Origin of the sequence: Myxococcus sp. CA033, from assembly GCF_013336625.1 — a bacterium.
GTDB lineage: Bacteria > Myxococcota > Myxococcia > Myxococcales > Myxococcaceae > Myxococcus > Myxococcus llanfairpwllgwyngyllgogerychwyrndrobwllllantysiliogogogochensis.
The window spans coordinates 364,580-390,547 of sequence record NZ_JABUMU010000006.1; the positions used below are offsets into that span (position 1 = coordinate 364,580).

Annotated in this window: 22 protein-coding genes and 1 pseudogene; 9 read left to right on the plus strand and 14 right to left on the minus strand. The window is 68.1% G+C overall.

The window, feature by feature from the left end; genetic code table 11:
• The first annotated feature begins 85 nt into the window (after positions 1-85).
• Entirely contained in the window at positions 86-991 is a 906-nt protein-coding gene (locus HUA78_RS18805) for a flagellar motor protein MotB (RefSeq protein WP_371745609.1), read from the plus strand.
• A 64-nt stretch (positions 992-1,055) separates the two neighbouring features.
• Here HUA78_RS18805 and HUA78_RS18810 read toward each other — a convergent pair whose 3' ends face one another.
• The 3 genes from HUA78_RS18810 to HUA78_RS18820 form a co-directional block, all read right to left on the minus strand.
• Positions 1,056-2,957: an OPT family oligopeptide transporter gene (locus tag HUA78_RS18810; RefSeq protein ID WP_174457217.1), complete on the minus strand. Its 1,902-nt coding sequence runs from the start codon at positions 2,955-2,957 to the stop codon at positions 1,056-1,058.
• Between the two features lie 123 nt (positions 2,958-3,080).
• Positions 3,081-3,587, minus strand: coding sequence for a peptidylprolyl isomerase (locus HUA78_RS18815; protein ID WP_141647585.1), 507 nt, complete (start codon positions 3,585-3,587; stop codon positions 3,081-3,083).
• A gap of 73 nt (positions 3,588-3,660) precedes the next feature.
• Positions 3,661-4,938, minus strand: a complete 1,278-nt coding sequence (locus HUA78_RS18820) for a dicarboxylate/amino acid:cation symporter (RefSeq protein ID WP_174461789.1) — start codon at positions 4,936-4,938, stop codon at positions 3,661-3,663.
• A gap of 107 nt (positions 4,939-5,045) precedes the next feature.
• Between HUA78_RS18820 and HUA78_RS18825 the strand changes: the two genes are divergently transcribed.
• Positions 5,046-5,684, plus strand: coding sequence for a 2OG-Fe(II) oxygenase (locus HUA78_RS18825; RefSeq protein ID WP_141647583.1), 639 nt, complete (start codon positions 5,046-5,048; stop codon positions 5,682-5,684).
• Here the strand turns inward: HUA78_RS18825 and HUA78_RS18830 are convergent.
• Entirely contained in the window at positions 5,663-6,445 is a 783-nt protein-coding gene (locus HUA78_RS18830) for a DNA methyltransferase (RefSeq protein ID WP_141647582.1), read from the minus strand. The two genes, HUA78_RS18825 and HUA78_RS18830, sit on opposite strands and share 22 nt — an antisense overlap.
• A gap of 103 nt (positions 6,446-6,548) precedes the next feature.
• Between HUA78_RS18830 and HUA78_RS18835 the strand changes: the two genes are divergently transcribed.
• Positions 6,549-7,346: a hypothetical protein gene (locus HUA78_RS18835; RefSeq protein WP_174461788.1), complete on the plus strand. Its 798-nt coding sequence runs from the start codon at positions 6,549-6,551 to the stop codon at positions 7,344-7,346.
• Entirely contained in the window at positions 7,343-8,260 is a 918-nt protein-coding gene (locus HUA78_RS18840) for a type VI immunity family protein (protein WP_174457221.1), read from the plus strand. Before HUA78_RS18835 ends, HUA78_RS18840 begins: the two co-directional genes overlap by 4 nt.
• A gap of 16 nt (positions 8,261-8,276) precedes the next feature.
• On the opposite strand, the gene HUA78_RS18845 is transcribed toward HUA78_RS18840, so the two are convergent.
• From HUA78_RS18845 to HUA78_RS18860, 4 genes are all read right to left on the minus strand, one after another.
• Positions 8,277-9,092: a DUF2381 family protein gene (locus HUA78_RS18845; RefSeq protein ID WP_174461787.1), complete on the minus strand. Its 816-nt coding sequence runs from the start codon at positions 9,090-9,092 to the stop codon at positions 8,277-8,279.
• Between the two features lie 73 nt (positions 9,093-9,165).
• The gene (locus HUA78_RS18850) at positions 9,166-11,199 is read right to left on the minus strand and encodes a protein kinase (RefSeq protein WP_174457223.1); all 2,034 of its coding nucleotides are present in this window, start codon (positions 11,197-11,199) and stop codon (positions 9,166-9,168) included.
• Positions 11,200-11,472: 273 nt separating this feature from the next.
• A complete protein-coding gene (locus HUA78_RS18855; protein ID WP_141647577.1) occupies positions 11,473-12,651 on the minus strand; it encodes a TfuA-like protein in 1,179 nt (392 codons plus the stop codon).
• Entirely contained in the window at positions 12,648-13,757 is a 1,110-nt protein-coding gene (locus HUA78_RS18860; RefSeq protein ID WP_174457296.1) for a YcaO-like family protein, read from the minus strand. Before HUA78_RS18860 ends, HUA78_RS18855 begins: the two co-directional genes overlap by 4 nt.
• A gap of 275 nt (positions 13,758-14,032) precedes the next feature.
• Between HUA78_RS18860 and HUA78_RS18865 the strand changes: the two genes are divergently transcribed.
• A complete protein-coding gene (locus tag HUA78_RS18865) occupies positions 14,033-14,386 on the plus strand; it encodes a hypothetical protein (RefSeq protein WP_174457224.1) in 354 nt (117 codons plus the stop codon).
• 198 nt (positions 14,387-14,584) lie between these two features.
• Positions 14,585-14,890, plus strand: coding sequence for a hypothetical protein (locus HUA78_RS18870; RefSeq protein ID WP_246137682.1), 306 nt, complete (start codon positions 14,585-14,587; stop codon positions 14,888-14,890).
• A 95-nt stretch (positions 14,891-14,985) separates the two neighbouring features.
• On the opposite strand, the gene HUA78_RS18875 is transcribed toward HUA78_RS18870, so the two are convergent.
• Genes HUA78_RS18875 through HUA78_RS18890 form a run of 4 tightly spaced genes read right to left on the minus strand, consistent with a single transcriptional unit; the run spans position 14,986 to position 18,266 of the window.
• Entirely contained in the window at positions 14,986-15,750 is a 765-nt protein-coding gene (locus tag HUA78_RS18875) for an Imm49 family immunity protein (RefSeq protein ID WP_174457225.1), read from the minus strand.
• Positions 15,751-15,755: 5 nt separating this feature from the next.
• Positions 15,756-16,850, minus strand: a complete 1,095-nt coding sequence (locus tag HUA78_RS18880) for a hypothetical protein (RefSeq protein WP_174461786.1) — start codon at positions 16,848-16,850, stop codon at positions 15,756-15,758.
• Positions 16,851-16,878: 28 nt separating this feature from the next.
• Positions 16,879-17,466: an imm11 family protein gene (locus tag HUA78_RS18885; RefSeq protein ID WP_141648388.1), complete on the minus strand. Its 588-nt coding sequence runs from the start codon at positions 17,464-17,466 to the stop codon at positions 16,879-16,881.
• 32 nt (positions 17,467-17,498) lie between these two features.
• A complete protein-coding gene (locus tag HUA78_RS18890; RefSeq protein ID WP_174461785.1) occupies positions 17,499-18,266 on the minus strand; it encodes an AHH domain-containing protein in 768 nt (255 codons plus the stop codon).
• Between the two features lie 305 nt (positions 18,267-18,571).
• Between HUA78_RS18890 and HUA78_RS18895 the strand changes: the two genes are divergently transcribed.
• Together HUA78_RS18895 and HUA78_RS47720 are read left to right on the plus strand one after the other, a co-directional pair.
• Entirely contained in the window at positions 18,572-20,809 is a 2,238-nt protein-coding gene (locus HUA78_RS18895) for a M9 family metallopeptidase (RefSeq protein WP_174476837.1), read from the plus strand.
• A gap of 229 nt (positions 20,810-21,038) precedes the next feature.
• Positions 21,039-21,206 (plus strand): annotated as a pseudogene (locus HUA78_RS47720) (SDR family oxidoreductase); the annotation flags it as partial.
• Positions 21,207-21,328: 122 nt separating this feature from the next.
• Here the strand turns inward: HUA78_RS47720 and HUA78_RS18905 are convergent.
• Positions 21,329-21,793: a DoxX family membrane protein gene (locus tag HUA78_RS18905; protein WP_174476838.1), complete on the minus strand. Its 465-nt coding sequence runs from the start codon at positions 21,791-21,793 to the stop codon at positions 21,329-21,331.
• Positions 21,794-22,119: 326 nt separating this feature from the next.
• Here HUA78_RS18905 and HUA78_RS18910 point away from each other — a divergent pair, with 326 nt between their 5' ends.
• The gene (locus tag HUA78_RS18910; protein ID WP_174476839.1) at positions 22,120-23,331 is read left to right on the plus strand and encodes a hypothetical protein; all 1,212 of its coding nucleotides are present in this window, start codon (positions 22,120-22,122) and stop codon (positions 23,329-23,331) included.
• A 30-nt stretch (positions 23,332-23,361) separates the two neighbouring features.
• Here HUA78_RS18910 and HUA78_RS18915 read toward each other — a convergent pair whose 3' ends face one another.
• Positions 23,362-25,968 carry a pitrilysin family protein gene (locus HUA78_RS18915; RefSeq protein WP_174476881.1) on the minus strand — a complete coding sequence of 869 codons (2,607 nt, stop codon included), beginning with the start codon at positions 25,966-25,968 and terminating at the stop codon, positions 23,362-23,364.

A 25,968-nucleotide genomic window follows, 5' to 3' on the forward strand; every position in this document is an offset into this window, starting at 1 on the left:
GCCCCCCTCCGCCATGCGAGTGCTTCGCGTTTGGGGTCCTCTGTTCGAGTGAGCTGCCATTTCAATGACTGCTGAAGGAGTCGTCGTGTCGTTCCGGCCCGCGGTTGCGTTGCTGTCGGCGCTGTTCTCTGTCGTCCTGGCCCTGCCCGCCTCCGCGCAGTCGGCCGCTCTGCCCACCTTCAACCTGCAACGGTTGGAGCTGGACCCGGCGGGCCTCGGCTCGCTCGTTGTCAGCACTGGCCGCACGCTGCCCGCGGGCATGGTGCGAGTGGCCGTACAAGGGCACTACGAGCAGCTCCCCTTCCACTTCCAGACGCGCTGGGAGCCAGGCGGCGGCATGGGCCTGGTGGAGAACAAGTTCACCATGGACGTGACGGCCGCCATCGGCGTGCTGGACTGGCTCCAGGTGGACGCGGAGGTGCCCTTCATCGTCACCCAGGGCGGCACCACCTTCATGGACGTGAACCCGCCGGAAGGTCAGGGCCTGGGCTCACCGTGGCTGGGGGCTCGCGCCGCGCTGGTGCGTCCGGCCTTCGGCTTCCAGCTCGCCGTGGACCTCTCCGCGGCCCTGCCCGTGGGAAGCAAGGAGCTGCTGGCGCGCGACACCTACGCGATGCACCCCAGCCTCCAGCTCGGCTTCCTCGCGGAGACGTGGCAGCTGGGCGCCGAGGTCGGCGTCTTCCTGCGCGAGAAGAAGAACCTGATGGCGCTGTCCGCCGAGTCCGCGGACGTCATCGGCAACGAGCTGCGGCTGGCCGGCACGGTGACGTCGCGCGCCGGAGAGCTGACGCGCGGCGAGGTGAGCCTGCTGCTCGGCGTGCCGCTCCAGGGAGGCCGCACGGGCGCGGAGCTGATGGTGGCCATCCGCCGCCACACCACGTCCTGGATGGACCTCTACGTCATGGGCGGCCCGGGTGTCGGCGCGGGCCTGGACACGCCCACGTTCCGCTTCCTGGCCGGGGCTTCGTTCTCCACCGGCCGGGTGGACTGACGGCGAGTCGTGAGGGCGCCTCGCTCTCCCCTGTTGGGGATTCGATGCGAGGCGCCGCTGCTGCCTACTTGGGCATCACTCCGAAGGCCTTCGCCATCGCGATGCCGATGCCCAACAGGCTCTCTCCCGCGATGAAGCCCGAGGACACGGGCAGCACGGTCTCCTCCGCGAGCTTCGGCGCCTTGCGACGCATCACCTCGGCGATGGCGGAGCCCAGGAAGAAGGCGATGGAGCTGGAGCCGGGGATGACGATGGCCAGCCCGAAGCCCGCGGGTGACGGCACGTAGCCCTTCAGCTTCGCCGGCGCCCACCGCTCCAGCAGGACGAGGACGATGCCGAGCGTTCCGCCACACAGGGCGCCCCAGCGCGCGGTGACGGGCATCGCCGACACGCCCGTGGCGAGCAGCTTCGACACGCCGGCCCACACCATGGTGGCGGGCGCGGGGAACTCGGCCGAACCAAGCACGTCCGGGCTGGGGATGAGGATGTTGAACACCGGCACCACCACCGCCGCGCCAGCCACCACGCCGAACAACTGCGCGACGAACTGCTGGCGAGGGTTGGCGCCCAGAAGCCACCCGGACTTGAGGTCCGTCAGCAGGTCCGCCGCGTGGAGCCCCACGCCACCGGTGGCGTTGGCGCTCATCACGTTGGCGGGGATGTTGCCCGGCGCCAGGCCTCCGAAGATGAGCTGCGTGACGGGCCCCAGCGCCTTCGTCGGCGTGGTGTCCGTCTCACCCGTGACGCGGCTGGCGATGACGCCCATGACGACGGCCAACGGCATGGCCAGCACGCCCGCCCACCACGGAATCTGGAAGAGGTAGGCCATCAGGAAGATGGCGATGGGGCCCAGCACCGCGAAGCCCAGGGGGAACCAGGACGGAGGACACTCGATGCCCGCCAGCGGGTCCGCTTCCTCCTCCTTGGAGCTCTTGCGACCGAACAGGCCCGACAGCGCCTTGAAGGAGCGCGCCACGCTGCGCCACTGGAAGGCGAAGGCCAACAGGCCCGAGGACACCAGCACCGCCGAGCCCGTCCACACCATCCACGTGTTGATGGCCCGGTACGTCACTTCTGGAATGGCACCCTGGGTGACCATGGCGGGCGCGAGGAAGCCGTACGTCAGCACCGCGCCCAGCAGCATGGACCAGCCCGTGCGGAAGCTCACCAGCGCGCCGGCGCCCACCAGCAGCAGGCTGAAGTCGAACGACAGCGTCCACGCGGAGGCCTTCTTGCCCAGGATGGTGAACGGCATGCTCACCTTGTCCGGGATGTTGGTGAGCCACGTGAAGCGCGCGTCACGGAGCAGCACCAGCAGGGCGCCGATGAAGCCCGCGCCCGCCAGGAGCTTGGACTTGCGGCGGGCCACCTCGCCATGGCCGTGCAGGGCGCGGATGGTCTCCGCGGTGGCCGTGCCGGTGGGGAACGGCAGCGCCTCGATGTTGATGAGCTGGCGCTTGATGGGGATGGCCGCGAAGACGCCCAGCGCGGAGATGACGGCGAACCACACCACCAGCCAGCCCGACGGAGGCAGCGCTCCGGTGAGCATCAGCAGCGCGGGGACGGCGGCCATGTTGCCACCGCCCGTCATGTAGCCAGCGGCCGACGCCACCGAGCCCATGGCGTTGTTCTCCAGCGCCGTGAAGTCGTTCTTCAACAGCCTGAGCGAGCGCAGCGTGCCGAACACCGCGAAGGCCAGGATGCACGCCGTAATCGTGACGCCCAGGCTCCAGCCCGTCTTGAGGATGACGTACAGGTTGGACAGGCACATCACCGCGCCAATCAACATGCCCGCGATGACGGCGCGCACGGTGAGCTGGCGCGAGCCCCCCTGGTAGACATTCTTCAGCCAGTACAGCTCCGGGTCCTGCGTCGCGGAAGCACCCGGCTCGCCTGCGTGCGGGTCGGTGGGCTGGAGGCGAAGCCCACTGGGGCTCGGAGTCTGTTGAGGGGGGGACTGGCTCATTGGGGCGGCAAAGATAGTGCACGCCCCTTCCCCGACGAAGCATTCACTCCGGCAGGCAAGCGAAAGGGGCGAGGCATTCCTGCCCCGCCCCTCCGTGTCGCCGCACGGCGTCACGCCCCGAGGTCAGGCGTGGTCGTGCCCACCGGCCCCGTGGTCGTGCCCACCGGCCCCGTGGACGTGGCCATGGGAGAGCTCTTCCGAGGACGCCTGGCGGATGTCCTTCACCGTGACGTCGAAGTGGAGCGTCTTGCCGGCGAGCGGGTGGTTCAGGTCGATGACGATGTCGTCGCCCCGCACTTCCTGGATGCGCAGCGGGATGTCGCCCTGCTCCGTCTGGGCCATCAGCGTCTGGCCGGGCTGCGGGTTGAAGCCAGGGGGCAACATGGAGCGCGGGACGACGCGCACGCCCTCGGGGTCATGCTCGCCGTACCCCTGGGCGGGCTGCACCACCACCTGCTTGCTGTCGCCCTGACCCAGGCCCTCCAGGGCGCCCTCCAGGCCCGGGACGATTTGGCGATGCCCGTGCAGGTAGGCGAGCGGCTGATCCGGCGCGCTCTGGTCGATGACCTGTCCGTCACCGAGGTGCAGCCGGTACTCCAGCGAGACAATCGAATCCTTGGTGACCCTCATGCGGGCTCCTATGTCGGGTGAGGCGGTGAGACGGTTTACCGGTGGGAAGGATGGGGACGGTTTATGCCCGGCGTCAGGAGGCAGTGGGGCCTGTCGCTCGCTCGACGTCCGTGCGGGCAGGCGGTTCCCCGCGCGCCACGTACACGGCGGCGGCCAGGTCCCCGGTGACGTTGAGTGTGGTGCGGCACATGTCCAGGAAGCGGTCCACGCCGAGGACGAGCCCCAGGCCCTCCACCGGAATCTTGAACATGCCCAGAATCATCGCGATGACCGGGATGGAGCCCGCGGGCACGCCGGCGGTGCCGATGCCGGCCAGGATGCAGATGAACATGATGAGCGCCTGCTGCCGCAGGTCCAGGGGCACGCCGTATACCTGCGCGAGGAAGAGCACGGTGACGCCCTCGAAGAGCGCGGTGCCGTTCTGGTTCATCGCCGAGCCGGCGGTCAGCACGAAGCGCGACACGTTGGGCGGAAGCTTGAGGTTCTCCTCGGCGACCTTGAGCGCGGTGGGCAGCGTGGCGCTGGAGGAGGACGTGGAGAAGGCGGTGACGATGGCCAGGCGGCTGTCGCGGAAGAACTCGATGGGGTTGCGCCCACCGAGGAAGCGCACCGACAGCGAGTAGACGATGAACATGTGGATGGCGAGCGCGAGCAGCACCGTGCCCACGTACGCGGCGAGCTGCCCGAGGATGCCCAGGCCCAGCTTCGCCGTCATGGCGAACAGCAGCGCGGCCACGCCGAAGGGCGCCAATTTCAGCACCCCGTCGATGAGCTTCATCATCACGTCGTAGAGGCCCTGGATGGTGTCGCGCAGGTGCCGCACGGGCTCGCCGGGGGTGAGGGCCACGCCCAGTCCGAAGATGAGCGAGAAGACGATGAGGCCAATCATGTCTCCGTCGGCCGCGGCCTTCAGGGGGTTGGTGGGCACCATGGACATCAGCACCGCGCCGAAGGACGTGTCGGACGGGGGCGGCGCCGCCTTGATTTGAGTGCCGCTTCGAGCGAGCGCGAGGGCCTCTTCGCTGAGGCCCACGCCGGGCTGGATGAGGTTGACGAGCACCAGGCCGATGAGGACGGAGATGGTGGACAGGACGACGGTGTAGCCCAGCGTGCGGACGCCCAGGCGGCCCACCTGCTTCAGGTCGAGCTCCGCGACGCCCATGACGAGCGCGGCGAAGAGCAGCGGCACCACGAGCATGAGCAGCAGGCGGATGAAGATCTGCCCCACGGGGGACGCCACGTTGGTGACGGTCCAGTCCAGCCAGGGGGCACCGCCGGCGAGCGCGTTGGCGGCGAGTCCCGCCACCGTGCCGGTGACGATGCCGATGAGCATCTTGTGGTGAGCCTTCATCGAGCAGCCTCTCCGCGTGCCTCCGGCAGGAGGGCAATGGGGCGCGCAGCCTACCGGCAAAGGAAGGTGGCGCCCACCCTTCGCATGGGACAAAGCTGCGGTCTCCCGTGGAAACCCTCGTCCAGCTCACTGAAGGCGCCGTGTCCCCTCCCCTCTTCCGGCGCCTGTTGCGGCGGCTGGGCGTGCTCGGCCGCGAGCGACTGAAGGACACCTACCAGACGACGTTCTGGTACGACTTCGGGCCACCGACCAACGTGGTGGAGGACGTCATCTCCAGCTTGCGGCCCCAGGTCGCCGGGAAGCGGCGCATCGCCGGGGTGGAGTGGTGGCTGTCGAGGATGTATCCGACGGACGTGCGCGTGGACTTCCACCAGGACCGGGACGAGAAGCTCGCGCTGCGCACGGGGAAGCTGGTGCATCCGCGCATCAGCAGCGTGTTGTTCCTCAACCGGGTGCGCGGCGGAGCGCTGGTGGTGACGCGAGAGAAGCCGGACGAGGCGAATCCGTCGCTCGCGCCCTCGCGCATGGACACCGCGGACCTGGTGACGCCGCGCCCCAACCGGCTGGTGCTGTTCGACGGCACGCTGACGCACGGGGTGCTGGACGCGGAGAACCAGATTCCGGAGGGGAAGCTGCCGGGGCGCTCGCGGCTGAGGCGCACGCTGGTGATGAACTGGTGGGGACACCGGCCCACGGACGTGCCGCGCTGGTCGGAGACGCGGCTCTACCGGGCGCTGGGGGGCTGAGGGAAGGCTGCGGCCGTCTCGCGCAGACGGTGGGTGACGCGTTCGGCCCACTCGGGCTCGATTTCCAGGCACGCGGGCTGGCGGCCCAGACGCAGGGCGGCGGCGGGCATGGAGCCACTTCCGGCGAAGGGGTCCAGCACGGTGTCGCCGGGGCGGCTGTACGTGCGCACGAGCGGCTCGACCACGGAGAAGGGCTTGTGGTGGGGGTGGCTGCCCCAGCGCGCGGCGTCGCCGTCATCGTCATAGCCGCCGACGACGGCCCAGACGGTGGGCATGTCACCGGGGGCGAGCACGGGCTCGGGGGTGCGGGCGATGACGAGGGCGACCTCGTAGACGCGCAGGGTCTGCTCGTTGGCGTTCTTGTCGGTGGTGCGCTTGCCCCAGGTGAACTCGCCGCGCAGGTGGGGATAGCCCAGGGCCCTGGCGGCGGTGACGATGGGCTCCTTGCCGAGCAGGTTGGTCCAGATGACGAGAGGGGCGTCCGGGGTGAGGTGGGCCAGGGCGCGGGAGAGCCAGGCCTCGGAGAAGGCGCGGTAGTCGCGCACAGTCTCGAAGCGGACGATGGGGTTCTGGTCGATCTTCTTGTGGGCGCGTGGGTCTCTCAGGTCGCCGCCCTTGCGACGCCGGGTGAGCAGGCAATAGGGAGGGTCGGTGAGCAGGAGCGAGGCGCGGCGGTCGCCCAGGGCGGCGCGGTAGCCCTCGGGCTCGCGAGAGTCGGCGCGGATGCAGCGGAGGGCGTCGGAAGGGAGCGGGGAAGTCATCGTCCGGGACGGCACCCTACACGGAGGGCAGCGAGGCTCAAGGCCCGACGTGTGGGCCCCGCCTCCAGGTAGCATGCGAAGCCGGTACGGGAGGGGTCTCCGAATGCTGCGTCCGGGTACGACGGTCCCATGGCTGCTCCTCATGCTGGGATGCGGAGCCTCCGGGCCAGCCAGGCAGGGACGGTCCGGCACCTATGCCCAGGCCCTCGACTCGGCGACGTCCGCCTGCGAGCAGAACCCCGCCTACTGCGCCGCGACGGCGGGGCAGGAGCGCATCGTTCCGCTCGCCGTACGGGCCGCGCAGGTATCCGCGGCGGGTAAATCGTGGATGGAAATCGAGACTCTCGTCGAGACAGGGATCCGCGAACGCCTCATCGACTGCGCGAGGAGGGCTGACGCCGAGGTGAACCGCGAGGAGTTTGGAGGGCGGAGCCCGACCCGTGCCGACTGTGAGAAGGTCGTGGGCGGGACGAAGGAGAATCCCGTCACGGGCGCGATGATGCTGGGACGCAAGAAGCACGCACTCGCGCTCGACTGTGCCGAAGCAGCTCTCGGACAGAGCCTTCCCGCCCGCTTCCTGCGTGAGCAGCGCTACCGGAGAGGGACTCGTTCCCAAGAGCCGGAGCTGGTCACCCATCAAAAAGAACTGGACCTCCTGCGCGCGGGTGCGAGCAAGGCCCTGGAAGGAACGGTGGTGCCCGACCTCATCCTCCACACAGGCAACCCGGTTCAGGTCCAGCGGGTCTACGATTTCAAGTTCCCCTGCCCCGACACCAATCCCCCCGTATGGAGACAGTCGCCGCCAGGCAATCCACTCCGGGCCCGGCACCAGGGCGACGCGTACCGAATGACGTTTGGTACGACTCCCGTACTGGTGACGCCCAGAGGCATGTTCCCATGAGCGAGCACTTCCCTCACCTTCGCATTGAGTCGGACGAGCAGGGCTACCTCGTCCTCCGCGACGGACTCACCTTCTGCTTCTATTTCCACCGCGCTCATGAAGGGCTCGGGCCCGCCATCCTTCAAGCGCTGGAGCGCTTCCAACGAGCACTGCCCCCACAGACGCTGACCCTCCAGCCCGACTCGGAAGGATATTGGAGGACCCTGAAGCCCTCGGACTGGGAGCACATCCAGCGCAGCCTTCTTCAGGACGAATGGCCCCAGGTCACCCTCATCAGTGATTCCAAGGGCGTTCCCGAGTTCTCCTTCAGTTACTCAGGAGTCCCGATGGACGTCACCACGAGAGGTGATTCCATCGGTCGGTCCTGCGTCGCTACCTTCAGCCTGCCAACGGAGTATCTCGAACAGCAGGGTCCCGAGAGTGTCCGTGAGCTGGCGTTGGAAATCGCCGCGTCGCTCCCGTTCACCTCCGGCTACGCGAGCCTCTGCTTCAACGCCCTGATGGACCTCATTGGTGTTCGCCAACGCGTGCGTGAGCTGGCTTTCAGCTATCCCGGTATGGAGATCATCGACGACTCCGTCAGCCAGGACATCGGCTCGCGGGTACGCGGGGCACACTGGCTGACGTTCTTGGGACAACCTCTGCTGAGCGCGCTCGGAGGTGCAAGCAAACTCCGCGCGCGACTTTCGACATCTGGAACCCAGGTACTGGAGTTGGATGGCGAGCGTGCCGTCGTCTCCCTGGGAACGTGGCCCGAGGCGGGGGACTCGACACGAGGTGCGACACTACCGGCCTATCGCGAACTCGCCCGCATCCTGGAGCCGTGGCTCTACCACCGCGACTCGGACACGCTCTACGACCCAGACTTCCCACCCGAGGAGCAGCTTCGATGGGAGCGCCGCTTCCTCGACTGAGAATGCCTCGGGGCAGTCACTTCAACGAAAGCCCTTCCAGCGTCACCGTGCGCCCCTTCGCGTCCCACAGCTTGAGCACATAGTGACCCGGATCCAGGTCGGTGGTGTGGTCCACGCGGACCACCAGGGCCTGCGCCACATCCTCACGCAAGGGAGCCGTCTGCCAGTGGGCTAGGACCTTGTGGCTTCGCCCACGCGCATCCGTGAGCGAGGCCCCTGTCGCCACCCATCCCGTGCCCCCTGTCAGCGCTCGCAAATCCACGCGAATCGCCCGCCAGCGCATCTGATGCGTCACGAACCGTGATTGCGAGACACTGACCTCGGGATGGGCCACCACCTTCGTGGGAGTCAGAGGCCTGACTGCGATCTCCTCGGGGTTCTCCAGCGCCGCCACGAGCGACTCGACCCCTCCCGACGACCGACCCTCCAACTGAAGCCTGTCCAACTCAAGCCGGGCCAGCGACAGACGACCCTTCAGCTCCTCCACCTCCTGCCGGTAGGACTCCACCGAACGAGCACGGCGATAGACCTCCACCTGGGGTTCACCCAGCACCGCATCCACCACCAGCACGAACGTCACCTGCTCCGGCGCCGCGCCGTCCCGAAAACGCAGCCCCAGGCGCAGCCGCTCACCCTCCCGGAGCGCACTCGACGGAACGAGCGCGAGGTGGTCATCGGAGATTCCCAGTCGCTGGAAGCGCTCACGCCCCTCCAAGGAGAGTTCGTCCGGCAGGATGCGCGCGTCGAAGAAGAACGTCGTGGAGCGCCCCGGAGCGATGCGAATCTCGGGGGCAGGCACACGCGGCTCCGCTCCCACTTCGATTCGACGCACGGGGGCCAACTCCCCCCCCAGGGCGACCATCATTCCCCACGCGACCACGAGGACTGAAGACGCGGCAGGCAAATCACAACCTTCCCAGGTATCTCGTCGCGGTGACCGTCAACTGGGGCTCCGTCAGCTTCAGCTCCGGGGTACTCGACGGGTCGTAGGGGATGCCCAATTCCTTACGGCCGTGCCAGGTGAGCTGGAGGCACAAGGGGACGCGCCTGCCATCGGGGAGTTCGGCCTCCGTGAACCAACCGAAGTAGCGCTCCTTCCCATGGAAGAGAGTGCCCTGGAACCGGGTGCCCACGGGAAAGGCGATGGGATCTCCGGCATCGTCGACAACGCCGCCATAGCCCAGGATGGGCTTCTCCGCGGCGTAGGCGGTGATGGGCCCTTCTGGCGGGACCGGTATCAGCCGTCGCCCATCGAAGCGAGGGATGAGCCAGAGTCTCCCGTCGGTCACAACGCTGGGTAGCTTCCAGCCCATCTTCGTCATGACCTCGATGGTCGACTGCGAGCATTCCTGCTCCGGAGACGTCGTCCGGACCTGAGGCGCCCCCCCGGCACAAGCTCCCGCGAGGCATGCGACCGCCGCTGTCTTTCCCAGGGTGCTGCTCACGGATGAGCGCTTCCTCGCGGAGGGTGACACCTCAGGGGTGGCCTCCACGGCGCGCTCGACCTTCAGGACGGGCGCCTGCAAGGGAGCCTCGGGAGTCACCGCGACAACGCGAGGCGGCGACGAAGAAGCGGCTGTAACAGGGGTGTGAGGGGGACGACTCGTCACGACGGAACTTCCTTTCTCAGCAGGGGGTGGAGGGGGGACGACCGCCTGCATGGAACTCGGGGAGGGCTCGCGGCGGGCGAGGCCCACCGCCGCGAAGCAGATGACGAGGAGCGCGACGACTCCGACTCCTATCGTCCAGCCGCGCGACCTTCGCGCCGGAGTCCGCTCGGCCCGCGGTGACTCCACCGGGGCGACAACTTCCGAGCCCGCGGAAACCGGGTCCTCGACGAGAGGCGCGACCAGGAGCGCTTCGGCGACGGACTCGTCAGGTGGCCGCGACTCCTCGGGCTCCGGCGTGTGCGGGTGGGACTCCGACGAGCGCACCAGTTCGGGCACCATGCGCACCCGAGGCGTGTCGGCCTCCACGTCACGAGGAGACTCAGGGTCCGGAGGTCGGTCCAGCGACACCTTCCACGCCGGCTGTCGCTTCTCCTTCGCGACCTCCCAGAGCGCCTGCAACAGCGCCTCCGTGCCCGCGTAGCGCTCCTCGGGGCGCTTGGCCAACAACCGCAGCGCGATGTCTCCCAGCGCGGGAGGCACCTTGGGATTGACGACATGCGGAGCCCGGGGCGTCACCGTCTCGATGGCCGGCAAGAGCCGGTCGTACGGGAGCCTCGGGTCGAACGCGTAGCCATCCGTCAGCGACTCGTACAGGAGCGCGCCCAGCGCATAGAGGTCGCCGGGGATTCCCGCGTCGAACCGCGCGCCCTGCTCCCACTGGCCCTCACGCAGGAAGGCCACGCACTCGGGCGGCAAGAGGTGCGGCGAGGCCGGCGCCACGCCCACCGTCAGCGTCGTCGCGCCCGGCATCCGCACCGTGCCCAGGTCGATGAGGAACGGGCGCTCGTCCTCGCGGCGGATGAGCAGGTTGTCGCCCTTCACGTCGCGGTGGTGCAACCCGCGCCGATGCAGGTCCGACACCGCGCGCACCACCTCCGTGAACACGGACAAGAGGTGCGCCGCCGACGGCTTCACCCGCCAGCGCCACTCATGGAAGGTCTCTCCGTCGATGAAGTCGGTGACGAAGAACAGGTAGCCCTCGGGCGGCTCCGGCCAGCGGTCCACCGCGTGGACGCGGGGCAGGTTCGGATGGGGCGCGCAGGCCAGCAGCGTGGCCACCTCGTGCGACAGCCGACCGTTGACGTCCTCCTCCTCGGACACCTGGGGCCCGGCGGGACGCAGCGCCATCTTCATCGTGTAGAAGCGCCCTCCCCGCTCGACCTTGAACACACGGCCGAAGCCTCCCGCACCCAGCGAGGCCACCACATTCCAGGGCCCCACCACACTGCCCGGCGAGAGCTGGTCCGGATGGAACGGCGGAGACCTCACGGCGACGACCCCTCCCGCGAAGACCCGCCTTCCTCGAAACTCCCCAGCCCATGCGCGCCAGAGCCCGCGGACGCCCACGCCTCAATGCGCGCGGCACCCCGCGGAACGAGGGGCTCGGTGACCACCCAGGGAACGGGGTTGAGCAAGGGTAACCTCCAGGGTTGACCCTAGCCTTTCTTCAGGGACTGTCACGATTTTTCCCACCCGGCAGGTGGGTAGGCTCCGGCGCGGGGAACCCAACGTCACCCGTTGGCTCCGGGCCATCCTCCCCGCTCAGTCCGAGTCGTGCTCGAGCGCGTCCACCTCGTCGCTCGCGGCCACCGTGAGCGCGGCCTCCGCCCAGCGCCCGCGCAGCCGGGACTCGGAGGCCAGCGCCTCCTCCCAGGACGGGCCATCCGGAAGCAGCCGCGTCGACTGCGTCAGGACCAGCCGCTCCAGCGCCAGCTCCTCGCACAGCGCCCGCAGCCCCTCCGCATCCAGGCCATTCGAGACCAGCCACGCGTCGCGCTTGCGCACCGGCACCGCACGCTCGCGCCACCACCCGGCCTCCGCCTCCGCCACCTCGTCGGCCGTGGGTGACAGCCCCATCGTCCGGGCCCAACCCGCGAGCAGCGCCCGTCGCAGCCCCGCCTCCGCCAGCGCCCGCGCGTCGGGGGCCTGACTCAGCACCTCCAGCACCTGCCCCGAGGGCACGACGGCGTCGGGGAGCCGGGTCACGTCCTCCACCAGGCGTCGCCGCCGCACCAGGGACGAGGGAGACCGCCGGGTCCCCGGCACGGAGGGTGCTCGCGAGGCCACCCACTGCGCGGCGGCCAGGATGCAGGCGCGCGCGTCCTGTCGCTTCAAGTCCTCCACGCCCTTCGAGAACCAGCGCTCCCAGGCGTCCCGCGTGGCCTCCGACCACCCTTCCCGCGCGCGCTCCATCAACCGGGACCACGTGCGCTCCTGGTAGAAGAACGCGCTCGCCACGTCCACCAGGCCCCGGGCCAGGCGCGCATTCAGCACGCCCGCTTCCCGAGCCCGCTCCGCGACATGCCGGACGTTGACGAGCGGCACGGTGAGCGGCCTCCAGCCGTGCTCCGAGTCCGCGTGCAGCAGCGCCACCTCCGCGTCGTCGGAAATCACGCCGTCGCGATACCACTCGAAGATGCGCCCGACGCCCACCATGCCATGGGGCGCCAGCTCCACCGCGCGCAGCGCGCCCATGCTGGAGCCGCCGAAGACGGCCACCCCTGCCTCCAGCGCGGCCAGCAGCTCGTGGTGCCACACCGACGGCTGCGCCTCGAAGACGCCATCCACCAGCGCTATCGCACGGGGCCTGGCACCGAGCGCGCGCCACACATCGCCCTGTCGGGCCGGGGGCAACACCACACAGGGGGCCAGCTTCCGCGCCTCCTCCGCGGGCAGCGAGGGCCCCAGGAAGACCACCAGTTCCTCCGCGCGCCGCTTCATAGGAGCTCCGAGATGAGCATGCCCGGCACCACCACCCGCCGCACGTGCAAGCCGGGCACGGGCGCGTCCAGCTCCACCGAGGCCACGCGAGCAAACCCCGCGCGCTTCAACCGCGTCAGCACCCGCCGCACGGCCACGTCGGCCGGCCCCCTGGCCACCGCGCCCAGGTCCGGCAGCTCTCCGGCCCGTCGCCGCGCGCGCACTCCCGCGCAGGCCTCCGCGAAGTCCCGAGCCGCCTGTCGGTCCACCGACGCCACGTCCTCGCGCGCGCCGTGGATGTCCGTCAGGCGCGACTGCGCCGCCTCCAGCAAGGCCTTCAACAGCGCGGTGTCACGCTCCAGTGCGCACGCATATCCCGCCGTGAGCGGCACGGGCCCGTCCTCCTGGTCCACCAGGACCGCCGCGCCCACGGGCAGGCCCACCGCGCCCGGCGTGCGCGCGGATGGCGTGGCATCGAACAGGTACACCGCGAAGCCACGCTCCCTCAGACGCTCGGCCAGCGCCGCCGTCCGAGGCACGGCCTTCTCCAGCTCCGCCGTCCGCAGCATGCGTCCCCGCACGGTCTCCTCGGTCCACCCCTCCGGAAACACCCGAGCGAGCTGATCTCTTTCAGTGGCCTCCAGCAGCGCGTGCAGCAGCGCTCGCGCCGCCTCCGGATGCGCGCCGGAGCCGTTGCTCGTCCATGCCGCCGCCACCGGCCCCAGCGAGGGGCCTCCCGGGGGCGTCACATGGACACCTTGGGCGGGCACCCAGACCGCCTGGCCCGAGCCCAGCTCCGTCGCCTCGCGCCACGCACACCGCACCCCGTCTGCCCACAGGCGGGGTTCCACGAGCGCACCGGCCGAGCCCAGCGAGTCCGCGCCCCACAGCGTCCCGAGCCGGCCCTCCAGTTCGGCGCGAGAACCCCAGGTGAGCCGCCCTGGCACCACCGTCTCCGCCGCCCACAGCTCCGCGGTCTCGAACAGCGCGCCCCACGCGGCCTCGTCCGGGGTGAGCCCCTTGCCGTTGCACACCTGGAGCACGTGCCCGCCCGGGCGCACCGCGCACGCCACCTCCACACCCGTGCGGTCCAGCCCGGTGACGCGCGCCACCCGCGTCACCCCCATGGCCCGGGCCAGCCGGGACGACGTCATTCGCTCGAAGGACACACCCGGCGGATAGCACTTCGGCCGGGAACGGTCAGCAGCGACGCGTGAAGCCCTGTCACCCGCGGCGGCGCGGAGACCCGCGGCGGACCGGGCCTTAATCGGACTTAATTCCGCTTAATCCCTGGCGGATGAAGACGTCTGGGATAAGGCGCCCACTCGCCGGACGCGACTGGCTTCGCCAGGGCAGACACCCGGTGGACGGCGAGCTGACACACAACCGATGGAGTCGAACCATGTCGAAGCACTTCGTGCGTTCGTTGTTCCTGGGGGCGGTGGTGGCATGCGTGAGCGCTTGCGGCGGCGCGGAGACCGAGCCGCGAGAAGCAGAAGTCGTCGTGGATGACGTGGAGCAACGGGCGTGTGCCATGGGCACGTTCCAGAACAATTGTCGTGACTGGGGCGCGGGTGGTTACTCGGACCCCGCCTGCACTGGCGGCACGTACCGATGGAAGTTCTGGGCCTGCAAGCAGTACCAGGCTGGCACCCAGAAGTACCGCCAGGAGTGCGGCACCGAGCAGTACGTCTGCGGGAGCAGCGCGACGAGCCGCCCGTCCTCGAGCGTTTCGGCGTGCGTCCAGAACTGCTAGCCGTCTGACTCGCCGCCGGGCGGAGCAGTCCCTCCGCCCGGCCTGCCACTCAGCTCCGACAGCTCCATCAGTGGCACTCCTCATCACCTCCGCGCCTACACACGCCCCTCAGCGGCGTTCCTCGCCGTCGGATGTTCTTCGCGGAATTCGCTATCATGCTGGCGCCGTACAGACATGAATGCTTCTCCGGGAGGTCACGTGCGAAGAGTGCCTTTGAGGGGTGTCTCGTTCCTGGTGGCGAGTCTGGTGATGGGCTGCGGTGGCGTGGCGGCGGAGGAGTCAGCACCCGCTGATTCCTCACAGGAGCAGTCGCTCGCGCCGAGCTGTCCCACGGGTTACACGGATGTCTATCTCTGGGCCTGCAAGCGACTGGCGGCCCACGCGCCTCCCTGCAACTACGGCGGGCCCGGGCACTACAACGTCCTGCATCTGTATTGTCAGTCGGGCACGGAGTTCTACGACGCGGGACCCACGGGCGACTACGCCTGTGGGGATTGCTTCTAGAGCGAGTGGAGCGCGGACGGGCCCGTGTCGTCTCCGGGCCCGTCGGCTCCGGTGGAGATGCTTTCGCGCGAGGAATACCCCTCCACGGACGGCGCTCAATCGAGGCTGCGCCACGAATCCACTGGCAGCCGCGGCCTGCCACTCGCACGCGCCAGGGAGGGCACGAATGGAAACTCGCCCACCAGGGGCAGCCCCGCATGTTCAGCCAGCGTCATCAACGCCAGTCCCTCGACCGACACCTGCGCGACCGTGGCCCAGCGCTCCTCGGAGATCTTCTCCCGCTGCAGGAGGCGGTCCTGACGGGCCCGCTCCGCGACAAGGAACGTCTCCAATCCCCGCGCCACTTCTTCCCCATCTCCCTTCAGGAGGGCGTGGCAGAGCGGGAGGCGGAGGTCCTCCGAGCCCTGCAGCACCTGCTCGTAATCCGCCAGGAGTTCCACCAACCGCGCATCCGTCTCCCCGAGGAAGAAACGACTCATCAGGAAATGGACGTAGAGAAAGTCCTCTTTGTACTCCATCCCTTGTTGCCAGGTGCGTCTGGCGCGTCTGGCAATCTCCCGGGCGCCATCGAGGTCCTGAGCGGCCAGGGCGTCGAAGAACGGCGCCGAGCGGCTCGTCACCCACTGGGACTCTGGCACCTTCTCCATGAGCGACAGGTAGGCGCGGCCACTCTTGTAGAGGCACGCATGCAGCGCCTCCGCATCACCGTAGAGGAGGAAGCGACCAATCCCGCGAATCCGATAGTTCTCGCAGAAGGTCAAGACCTGCTGAAGACTCGCCTTCGCATCCAGGGCCTTCAACAACTCCGCGTTGTCGGACCGGGCATTGCTGACAAACACCTGGAGGAACTTGGAAGACATGCGGCTCAGGCCTCCGCGCTGACGACGAATGCACCGACCCAGCCATGCTCCGAGCTGGATACCACCAGGCTTCGGGAACTGGACGCGTACTTGCGAAGAAATGACCGGACCGCCACGCAGAGGGCCACGGCACCACTCGCGGCGCCGGTATCCCCCAGGGAGGTGCCGGAGATGACCAGGCGATGAGACTCATCCAATTGGTCGCCGAGCCTCACGCGTGCGTGGCCCCATTCCGAGGCCCGCCAGACCTCGCCATTGAGGTCGCTGATGATGTCTCCCTGGAAGGCGCCCGTGGGCCCCGGCGCCTTCGTGAGCACGTCGACGATGGTGTCCGCCAGCACCTGCCCGACCCTCGGCCGCTGGGTCACGAACGGGTCGTGCTCCTGTCCCACCGAGACGGCGCTCACGGAGGCCTGGGGCGTGATGCCCCTCCTGCGCGCGGACAGGGGGGACTCCACCAGGATGCATGCCGCGGCCTCGCCCGGCATCAAGCCGACGGGCGCGTCTGGAGACTTCAACCTCCGGTGAGACTGCAGCCACTCCAGGCTGAGCATGTCCAGATAGGAGTCCATGGCCACGATGAGGAAGCGCTCGACGGCGGAGCGGGACAGCTGCCGCGAGGCATACTGGAGCGCCGCCGCCATGCCCGCGTGTCCCTGGTGGATGGCGTGACAGTCGCTGACGAGCGGAAGCTCCAGGGCCTTCTTCAGTTGCAGGCAGAAGGTACTCGTCAACACGTCGGGCCTCAGCTGGCGTGCCTCCATGAAGCGGGACTCATCCAAGACAGGCCCCACCCAGATGAGTCCCGTCCGCCGCCAGAAGTCCGAGTCCTCGCGACCCGGCACCTGCCCGAGCGACAGCAGGTCGTCCACCCCTCCTCGCGCGAGTCGAATCCACCTGCCCACGGGCCCGAACCCGTCGGTGAAGCCTTGGATGGGATGGCCCATCACCGGCACGCGCTCCTGACTCTCCTCGTCGAGGACGGGGAAGTAGACGAGTTGCCGGGGCCGCGTGAGGCCCGCCCGGAGCGACGCGCAGGCCTGGACGACGTCCAGCCCCACGCTGGTGACCATTCCCAGTCCTGTAATCGAGAGCACCACGCATGCCTCCCAGGCCGCCCCCGGGCCGTCAGCCCTGTCCCGACAAGCGGAGCGGTGTCAGCAGGACGTTGGTGAACCCCCGCGCCTCGACGGCCTGGACGAAGCGCTCATCCACGACATATTTGCTGGGCTTCTTGTCGATCCGGAACAGCGCGGCGGCCTGCCCCACCTTCTTGTCATCCAGCACGAACTCCGCGATGTCGATGACACTCCCTTCTTCACCATAGGTAACGCCACTGGCCTGCTCGTCGAGACAGTCCAGCGCACCGATGGGATTGATGATGAAGTAATCCTTGCTGTAGAGCCGCTCGCGGTGGTCATACAAGTCGAAGGGGAGATATTCGATATCGCAGCCCGCGCAGAGCTGCTCGAACACCGTCTTCACCTCGGATGAGGCGATGAGGTAGTTCTCCGTGTTCCCCAGCACGGAAGAGAGCTTGATGCCTGGGTTCTCTTCGCGCAGGAAGATCTTGGCCTCCGCGGGGTAGAAAGCCTTGGCTGGCCGGCCCTTGGTCATCAGGAAACGGCGCAGGCCAATCCCCTTGGGAGGATCATCAATCAGGCAAAGATCGCGGTCGTTGAGGTCTCCGACCGTCGACAACAGGAAATACTTCATTCACTTCCCTCCGGGGTGAGCACCACCGTGTCTCAACTGGCGCTCTGCTGCTTGAAAAGTTCCTTCGCCATATGGTCGAGCGCGTCCACCCCGTCCTCGCCGGCCTGCTTGATGGACCCATAGAGGCGATTGGACAGGGCAATGAGCTTGTCCTTGAAGTCCTTGTACTTGGGGGCCTCGTGATCGACCAGGTCCTCGAGGTTGTCGGCGAGCATCGCCTTCAGCTCGCTCTTGACATGATCACTGTAGACACCGTGATACATCTTGGGCAGCGTCCGGTGTCGGGGCAGGCGCATGACCCGCGCGACGGTCGCGTCGAGGGGGAGCATGATCATGTTGTCCATATGGTTGAGATTGTAGCCCGCGGTGAGCAGCCCACCCCGGACCACCGTGACCAGCTCCGGCGAGCCCCCTTCATCCGGGTTGCCCAGGTAGTCGCTGATGGTGGTGCTCAGGGTCGAATTCGGGATGACGTGATGCGCCTCGTGGAAGTAGGGCACGTCGCAGTGGGTGTCGAAGTTCCCGGCCTTGACGTCCCAATCTCCCTTCTGGGGCTTGCCGGCTTCCGCCTCGCGCCCCTGGAAGAAGACCTGGATTGTGCCCGGCATGTCCTTGTAGCGAGGCCAGTTATACAGCCCGTCGTCACTCTGGGCCTTCTTCGTGGCCTGCCAGATGTGGCTGCAGGAGTTGTTCGGCTTGCGGGACTCGTGTCGATTCAGACACTTCCCGCCTTCCGTGCCACCCGCGGTGTGGTGGTCGAGCTTGTTTTCGATATCTCGTGTGTGTCTTTCCTCGGACATGACGCACCCTCCACGAAATCAGGCTTTCCCTGCATCCATCATCGCGAAAGCTCAGGGAAACGACAAGGTCGACCTGGACTCTCAGTGAAGTAGCCCCTGGAGAGGACGGCGTCCTCGGTTCCGCGCCCTGGGACCAGCGTGGGCGCCCATCGGAGCGCGCCCTCCCGGACCCGGCCCGCGGCAGCCCGCCCCACTGTCAGGCCTGACTGCTAATACTACTTTATCGCGACTTCACCAGCACGACCCGAGTCGGCCGGAACGGCTTACTCCGCGCAGCAGGCCCTATCACCCAGGAGCATGAGTCCATGCGCTGTCCTGTCACGGATTGGTATCGCAGTCCCATCGCCTTCGCTGTCACGCTCACCCTCTTCTCGACGGGGGCACTCGCCCGCCCGAGGAGTCCCCCGCCCGCCGAGTCTTCCTGGAAGTCCCACGGGCTGGAACACACCCATCAACGCATCCGGCCCGACCAGCGTGAGCCGGATGTCTCCCCCGAGGAACTGCACCGGGAGCATATTCCTGTCGCACTTTCGCGGGCCCTGCTGGTCGCCTGTGACACGGCGGCCTTCGCATCGGCCAGTGGCACCGGGCTCGTCACGCTGGTGAAGGGCTCCACGGCGGAGTGTCTCAACACGCTGTTCGGTGTCACGGGAACGCAGGCCGGCCAGGTCTTCGCCGAGAGCAAGATGGTCACCGTCGCCAATGCGCTCACGGTCAACGCCCAACAGTACGTGGGCAACAACACCGCCCAGATGCTCCAGCTCATCCTGTTCCTGCGCGCCGGCTACTACGTGCAGTTCTACCAGTCGGGCTCGGTGGGCAGCTACGGCACCACGCTGCGCAACGCCATCCGCCCGGCGCTCGCGGCCTTCGTCGCCAACAGCCACTTCACGGACAACAACGACGCGCACGGCGCGGTGCTGCAGGAGTTCGTCACCCTCATCGACAGCGCGGGAGAGACCGCCTGGCACATGGGCACCCTCCGGGGCCTGCTGGACCGCTTCAATGACACCACCGTGGCCTCCACATACATGCGCGGCGCCACCAACAGCGTCTTCAACGGCATCTACCGGGGGCAATTCAACACGGACTTCGTCGCGGCCGTGCGGGCGGACATGTCCCTCATCGACTCGCTCGACTCCTTCATCACCCGCACCGAGCACCTGCTGGCCACGTCCAACCAGTACCTCACCGTCAACGCGGCGCGAGAGATGGCTCGCTTCGTCCAGCACTCCGGAACCCTCCAGAACAAGACGCGCCCCCTGGTGAAGGCGGTCATCGACAACCACTCGATGACGGGCCCCACCGCGGGCCTCTGGGTGGGCTCGGCGGAGATGGTCGAGTTCTACGATGGAGCCAACTGCGCCTACTACGGTGTCTGCGACTTCCGGCGGACGCTGGAGCAGACGGTGCTCGGCATCACCCATACGTGTGGCCCCACGCTGCGCATGCGCGTGCAGGACATGACGGCCCCACAGCTCACGCAGAGCTGTGACCAGGTCGCCACGCAGGAGACCTCCTTCCACGATACGCTGAAGACAAACCGTGTGCCCGTGGCGAGCGACAACAACACGTCCCTGGAGATGGTCGTCTTCGACAGCAGGTTCGACTACCAGACGTACGGCGGCGTGTTGTTCGGCATCAACACCAACAATGGCGGCATGTACCTGGAGGGAAACCCCGCCGCCTCCGGCAATCAGGCCCGCTTCATCGCCTACGAGGCGGAGTGGCTGCGGCCCGCCTTTGAAATCTGGAACCTGCGGCACGAGTACATCCACTACCTGGACGGCCGCTTCAACATGAAGGGAGACTTCACCACGAGCATCAGCCAGCCCACCGTCTGGTGGATCGAGGGCCTGGCTGAGTACATCTCAAAGAAAAACGACAACGCCAGCGCGGTGGCCCTGGGCCGGGGCAAGACCTTCCAGCTCAGCCAGATCCTGCGCAATGACTACAACAGCAGCACCGACCGCGTGTACTCGTGGGGCTATCTGGCGACGCGCTTCATGTTCGAGCGACACTCAGACCAGGTGGACACCTTCGTCGAACAGTTCCGCGCGGGCAACTACAGCACCTATCGCCAGTCCCTGGACGCATTGGGCACGGCGAACGACGTGGAGTTCCACCAGTGGATCGACTGCGTCGCGACGGCCACGGACCCGAGCATCTGCATCCCACCCGGCTCCGGACCCGGCCCCACTCCGCCCTGCACGGCTTCCAACCCCATGGGACTGGACAACGGCTGCTATCGGGGCCCGCTCGCCTCCACCGGCAGCGTGCACTACTTCTATCTCTACGTGCCCCCCGGAGCGAGCAACCTGCGCCTCAAGGCAAGCGGCGGCACCGGCAACGCGGACCTGTACGCCCGCGCCGGCACGTGGCCCACGACGACGGTGTACGACTACCGGCCCTACCTCCCGGGCAATGACGAGACGGTGGAGATCGCCTCCCCCGCGACCGGAGGCTATTACTACCTCATGCTCGTGGCCCGCCCGGCCTACGCAGACGTGAAGTTGGAGGCCCACTTCGACAGGGCGCCCTGACGAGGAAAGGACAGACTCCCGGGTGGGCGTGAAGCCACCTGGGAGTCCCTCCAGCCGCAGCACGCCTGGGCGCGGGAAGTCACCGAGGCGTAAAAGGTGCGCGAGGACGATGGCGCAGGAGACGGCTCGCCATCTCATCTGGCACGGACGAGGGGGCTCCTTCATCAATGTCTCATCCATCCTCGGCAGCGTGGTGCAGGGAGGACTGCCCGCGTAGTGCGCCTCGAAGGCGGGCGTCAATCACCTGACCTGTGCACTCGCCATCGACCTGGCGCCCCACGGCATCCGGGTCAACGCGCTGGCGCCCGGCTACTTCGAGACGAATATCAACCGGGAGTTCCTCGCCACCGCGGAGGGCCGGGCCATGGTGGACCAGCCACCTCGAGGAGCTGGATGAGCCCCTGTTGCTGCTCGCCTCGGAGTCCTCTCGCTACATGATGGGGAGCGTGCTCACCGTGGATGGTGGTTACACCAACGTCTCCGCGGCATAGGGGCGAGTGGCTCCCCGCGCCGCAACGCTCACTTCGCGCCGGGCACCGCCCGCGCGACGAGCATGGAGCGGTAGGTCGCCCGGTATGCCCAGGCCAGATAGAGGTGGAGGGCCAGGACGACGACGGTCATCACGATGCCGGTCGGGGCGAGGAAGGCATGGAATGCGACGATGTTGACGACGACGGGCGCGAGGAGGGCCAGCGCCAGCGGCACGAAGCGGTTCGTCAGCAGCAGCAAGCCCACGAGCACCTCGGTGCCCTTGATGAGCGGCATCATGTAACCCGACTTCATGAACGCCATGCTGAGCGCCATGGCGCCTTCGGGAATGGGCTCGGAAGGCGGCGGGATGAAGTTCAGGAAGCCGTTCAGCCCGAAGACGAAGAAGAGGAGCCCCAACAGGACCCTCGCAACGGTTGGAAGGTGGCGAGCAAACGACTTCGTGTCCTGGCCCGCTCCGGTGACCTCTGCGTTCAGCGTCGTTCCCGTTCCCATGGCGTACTCCTCCTCGGTGTCACTTCAGGTCTGGTGGCAAGGCTCCTGGACCGTCCCGGGGGCGCTGCCTCTACCCTCGCGACGAACGGCCTTCCGGGAGATCGACACGGCGACGATTTCATCCAGGTGCCCTCGGCAAGTCCTCGGAATAACAAGGGGCCTGGTGGCTGTCCCCCCGATGCCGATGGAGAGCGAGCGCCACGTCCAGTTTCGGCTCGGGCTCCGTGCGCAGAGGGGATGGGACTCGTCGTCTCCTCGGAGTGGACTCGCTCCGCGTCGAGGTCTGCCCTTGCGTGCATGTATCTCCCGGGGTTCAGTGAGGGGGCATGGCCTTCGCCCCGTGGCTGCCCGTGCTTGTCACCCTTCACTCCGTGCCACCCGCCGCCGCACGCGCCGAGCCTGCGCCTGCCGCCTTCTCGAGCTGGTTCGACGCGCGAGCGAAGGAGGAGCAGCCAAAGGTCCTGACGCGATACCAGGTGGACCTCGACGGTGATGGGCGCGAGGACGAGGTGGTCTGCTATTCCCTGGTGAAAAGCGACGAAACGAGGCGCGGGGATGGAGCCCCGGTCACGCTGGTGGGGCTGGCCAGCGGAGAGCGCTTCGCGATGAACACAGGCGTGGGATTGGACGTCGAACTGGGCTGCCCGTCCCCCACCCCGGAAGCGTCAAACACGGGCAAACCGGTCCTACTGCTGCCACGAACCGGGATGAGAAGTTCGTCATCGGTGTCGCTGCGCTTCGACCGGAATGGCCCGTTGCTCGTGGCGAGCCACGTGACGACATATTCCAGTTCGAACCGCATGGACCTGCTGACCCAGCGCGCCCAGACCTACAACTACACGGCGCCGACCTCGGAGGAACAGGACCCCGAGGGGAATGAGACCCGGTGGGAAGGCCCGGCGCAGGTGGTGACGGACCTGGAGTCGACGGTGCTTCCGACTCCGGGAAAGGTCACCTGGGGCCAGAAGAACTGGAAGGGACTCGAGGATGCGGACCTGACGGTGAGCCTGCGTCGCCGGGGCGACCTGATGGTGGTCAGTGTCCGGCTGAAGGATGACAAGACAGTCGTTGCCGCAGATGCCAGTCCCAAGGCCATCCTCGCGGCGGACCACCTCGAGCTGCGATGGTCGGAGTGGGGCACCACAAAGCGCATGGAGAATCGACCGGTGGAGCTGGGGGTCGCGCGCAACGCGTTGGGGGTGCCCGTGGCCACGTGGTTCAAGCCTCCCAAGAAAAAGGACACGCCACCACCGACGATTCGGTGGACCTCCCCGGAGGCCATCGAGGTGGAGCTGCCCCTGGACTGGTTCATGCCGCCGCCCGCGAAGCGCACCTATTACGATCCAATGACCTATATGCCCTGGTTCTCGGTGTTCTTCTCCGATGGAGACGGGAAGGGTCAGGAGACGCTGGTGAATGTCTTCCCCAAGGTGCTCTTCGTCGCCGAGCCGGGGCGCCCCTTTCCCACCGTGGAGCAGAACGTCCAGCCGTGGGCGCGGGTGGAAGCCGGCGCCACGCTGCTCATGCTCACGCAATGATGGAGACGGAGCCGCGAGGGCCTTCCCCCGTCAGGGACCGACGACCGCCAGGGCGCTGCGTTCGAAGTCGATGACCCGCCGGGCCACGTCACGCACGTGGTCGGCCGTCACCTCGGAGACCCGCTGCGCGTAGTGCTGGAAGTTCTCCTGTCCGACCCCGAGACACCCATCCATCGCCAGCATCGCCGCACGAGCGGCGTTGCGCTGCAGCCCCAGCTCATGCGTGCCGATGAGGTGCTGGCGCGCCCGCTCCAGTTCCTCTTCGCTCACCCGTTCATCCCTCACCCGCTCCAGCTCGGAGCGGATGGCCACCAGCGCCGCTGTCACCTTCTCCGGGCTCGTCCCCATGTAGATGGCGAGGTAGCCAGGGTCCACGCCTTCCATGCTGTAGCTGTTCACGCTGTAGGCCATGGCGCGTTTGTCACGCAGCTCGCGGAACAATCGCCCGCCCTGCCCCGCGAGCAGCGTGCTGAGCACCTTCAAGGCGTGGCGCCACGAATCGGTCACCCGTGCCCCCATGAAGCCCAGCGCCAGATGGGTCAAGGAGCGCGCGAGCACCTGCCTGTGCTCGCGCGGCGACTCCGGAAGCGGCTCTGGCGCCACGGGGGGCGGTGCGGCCAGCGCGCCCGAGGCGTCGCCGAACAGCTCATGCGCTCGCGCCAGCACCTCCTCCGCGCGCACGTCCCCCACCACGCTCAGCACCATCTGCGCTGGGTTCATGTAGGCCGCATGCCAGGCACGCAGCGACTCGGGGCCCAGTCGCGCCACCGCGCTGCTCTCCCCTGACACCGGCAACCGGTAGGGATGCGTGCGGTAGAGCGTGCTCGCGAGGACATCGAACACCCGGCCCTCGGGCTTGCCATCGCGAGTGCCCAGCTCCCTGGACAAGTTCCCGCGTTCGCGAGCCACCTCACCCTCGGAGAACAGCGGGGCGCGCAGGCAGTCCGCGAAGAGACGAAACGCGGGCTGGAAGTGGCGTGACAGGAACTCGCCGCGAAGCTCCACCAGGTTGCGCCCATGGGCCCCCTGGAGCGAGCCCGCCATGGCGGTGACCTGCCGCGCAACCTCCTGTGCATCGCGAGTGGCCGTGCCACGCGTGAGGCAGCGACCAAGCAACGTGGTGAGCCCGTTGGTCTCCGCGGTCTCGTAACGCACGCCGCCCGCGAAGCAGGCTCGCATCGCGACGAGCGGCACCGCGCGCGACTCCAGCACCAACACCCGTGCCCCCGAAGGCAGTCGCGACTCCACCAGCCCTTGAGCCGTCTCGGTCGTCTTGCGCCTCACGAGCCGAGGCAGCGGCGCTGGCCCTCCACGCACCGAGGCTGGCGCGCGCCCCCGTGACGCACCGTCGTGCGCGGCGTGCATCAACATCACCTCCGCCCTCTCGGTGGAGAAGTCGCAGCCCTGGGGGAGCAGCCCCGTGAGGACAGCCCGGTCGAAGCGCAGGTAGCGCTCCGCCACCTCATGCAATCGCTCCGGGGTGAGCCGAGCGATGGCCTCGTGGTAGCGCGCCTCCGCCTCCAGGCCGCCCAGCATGAACTGGTAATAGCCCAGCCGCCGCGCCAGCTCCTGCACCTCCTCGCGCTGTTGCACGGCCCGCGCCTCGAAGTGGGCCTGCAACATCGCCAGCTCCTCGGCGGGCACCGGCTCCGCGCGCAGCCGGGCCAGCACCCGCAGCTCCTCCTCCACCGCCTCCGCGACCTGGTTCGGCGCGAGCGTGAACCGGAGGGAGAAGAGCCCGGGGTCCAAGGGCGTATAGGACGAGGACTCCAGCGCCCTGACGAGGCCCTGTTTGCGTTTGCACTCCCGGATGACCCGCGAGCGCTCCCCCTGCCCCGTCAGCAGCGCCAGCACGTCCAGCGCCGGCACGTCCGGATGCGCGACGTCCGGGATGGAGAAGCCCAGATGCAGCCATGCCTCCTTCGCGCCATCTTCTCGCAGACATATCCGCGGCGCGGTGCGCTCCGGCTCGGCGGGACGCCGCAGCGGCCCCGAGTGGTGCTGCCCCCAGTCACCGCCAAGGAGTTCGTCCACCCATGCGCGCAGCCGCGACTCGTCGAAGTCGCCCGCGAGACTGAGCACCAGGTTTCGCGGGGTGTAGTGCCGCGCGTAGAACTCGAGCACCCGCTCCCGGGTGAAGTCGCGCACGCTCGCGGCCGTGCCAATCACGGGGCGTCCGTAGGGATGCTGGGGGTAGGCGGCGGCGAACAACTGTCGCGAGGCCCGTCGCGCGGGGAGGTCCTCGTTGCGTTTGATCTCCTCGCACACCACCTCGATTTCTCGCGCCAGTTCTCCCGCGTCGAACGAGGAGCCACGCACCGCGTCCGCGAGGATGTCCAGCCCCAGCCGGGCGAACCGACTGGCGATGACGACATGGAAGACGGTCTGGTCGTAGCTCGTCCAGGCGTTGATCTGCCCACCATGGGCTTCCACCGTGCGAGCGATATCCCCGGGTGCCCGACGCGATGTCCCCTTGAAGAGCATGTGCTCATGCAGGTGGGCCAGGCCCAGCTGGTCGGGCCGCTCATCCGCGCTGCCGGCCCGGACCCAGACCTGGAAGGCGACAGCACGTGCGGTGTCTCGTCGCTCGAAGACGACGGTGAGCCCATTGTCCAGCGTGTACGCTTGAGCCGTCAG

Coding starts and splice junctions, on each gene's coding strand:
- HUA78_RS18810 (WP_174457217.1), bottom strand. CDS start 2,957: ATGAGCCAGTCCCCCCCTCAACAGACTCCGAGCCCCAGTGGGCTTCGC.
- HUA78_RS18815 (WP_141647585.1), bottom strand. CDS start 3,587: ATGAGGGTCACCAAGGATTCGATTGTCTCGCTGGAGTACCGGCTGCAC.
- HUA78_RS18820 (WP_174461789.1), bottom strand. CDS start 4,938: ATGAAGGCTCACCACAAGATGCTCATCGGCATCGTCACCGGCACGGTG.
- HUA78_RS18830 (WP_141647582.1), bottom strand. CDS start 6,445: ATGACTTCCCCGCTCCCTTCCGACGCCCTCCGCTGCATCCGCGCCGAC.
- HUA78_RS18835 (WP_174461788.1), top strand. CDS start 6,549: ATGCTGCGTCCGGGTACGACGGTCCCATGGCTGCTCCTCATGCTGGGA.
- HUA78_RS18840 (WP_174457221.1), top strand. CDS start 7,343: ATGAGCGAGCACTTCCCTCACCTTCGCATTGAGTCGGACGAGCAGGGC.
- HUA78_RS18855 (WP_141647577.1), bottom strand. CDS start 12,651: ATGAAGCGGCGCGCGGAGGAACTGGTGGTCTTCCTGGGGCCCTCGCTG.
- HUA78_RS18860 (WP_174457296.1), bottom strand. CDS start 13,757: ATGGGGGTGACGCGGGTGGCGCGCGTCACCGGGCTGGACCGCACGGGT.
- HUA78_RS18865 (WP_174457224.1), top strand. CDS start 14,033: ATGTCGAAGCACTTCGTGCGTTCGTTGTTCCTGGGGGCGGTGGTGGCA.
- HUA78_RS18875 (WP_174457225.1), bottom strand. CDS start 15,750: ATGTCTTCCAAGTTCCTCCAGGTGTTTGTCAGCAATGCCCGGTCCGAC.
- HUA78_RS18885 (WP_141648388.1), bottom strand. CDS start 17,466: ATGAAGTATTTCCTGTTGTCGACGGTCGGAGACCTCAACGACCGCGAT.
- HUA78_RS18890 (WP_174461785.1), bottom strand. CDS start 18,266: ATGTCCGAGGAAAGACACACACGAGATATCGAAAACAAGCTCGACCAC.
- HUA78_RS18895 (WP_174476837.1), top strand. CDS start 18,572: ATGCGCTGTCCTGTCACGGATTGGTATCGCAGTCCCATCGCCTTCGCT.
- HUA78_RS18905 (WP_174476838.1), bottom strand. CDS start 21,793: ATGGGAACGGGAACGACGCTGAACGCAGAGGTCACCGGAGCGGGCCAG.
- HUA78_RS18910 (WP_174476839.1), top strand. CDS start 22,120: ATGGCCTTCGCCCCGTGGCTGCCCGTGCTTGTCACCCTTCACTCCGTG.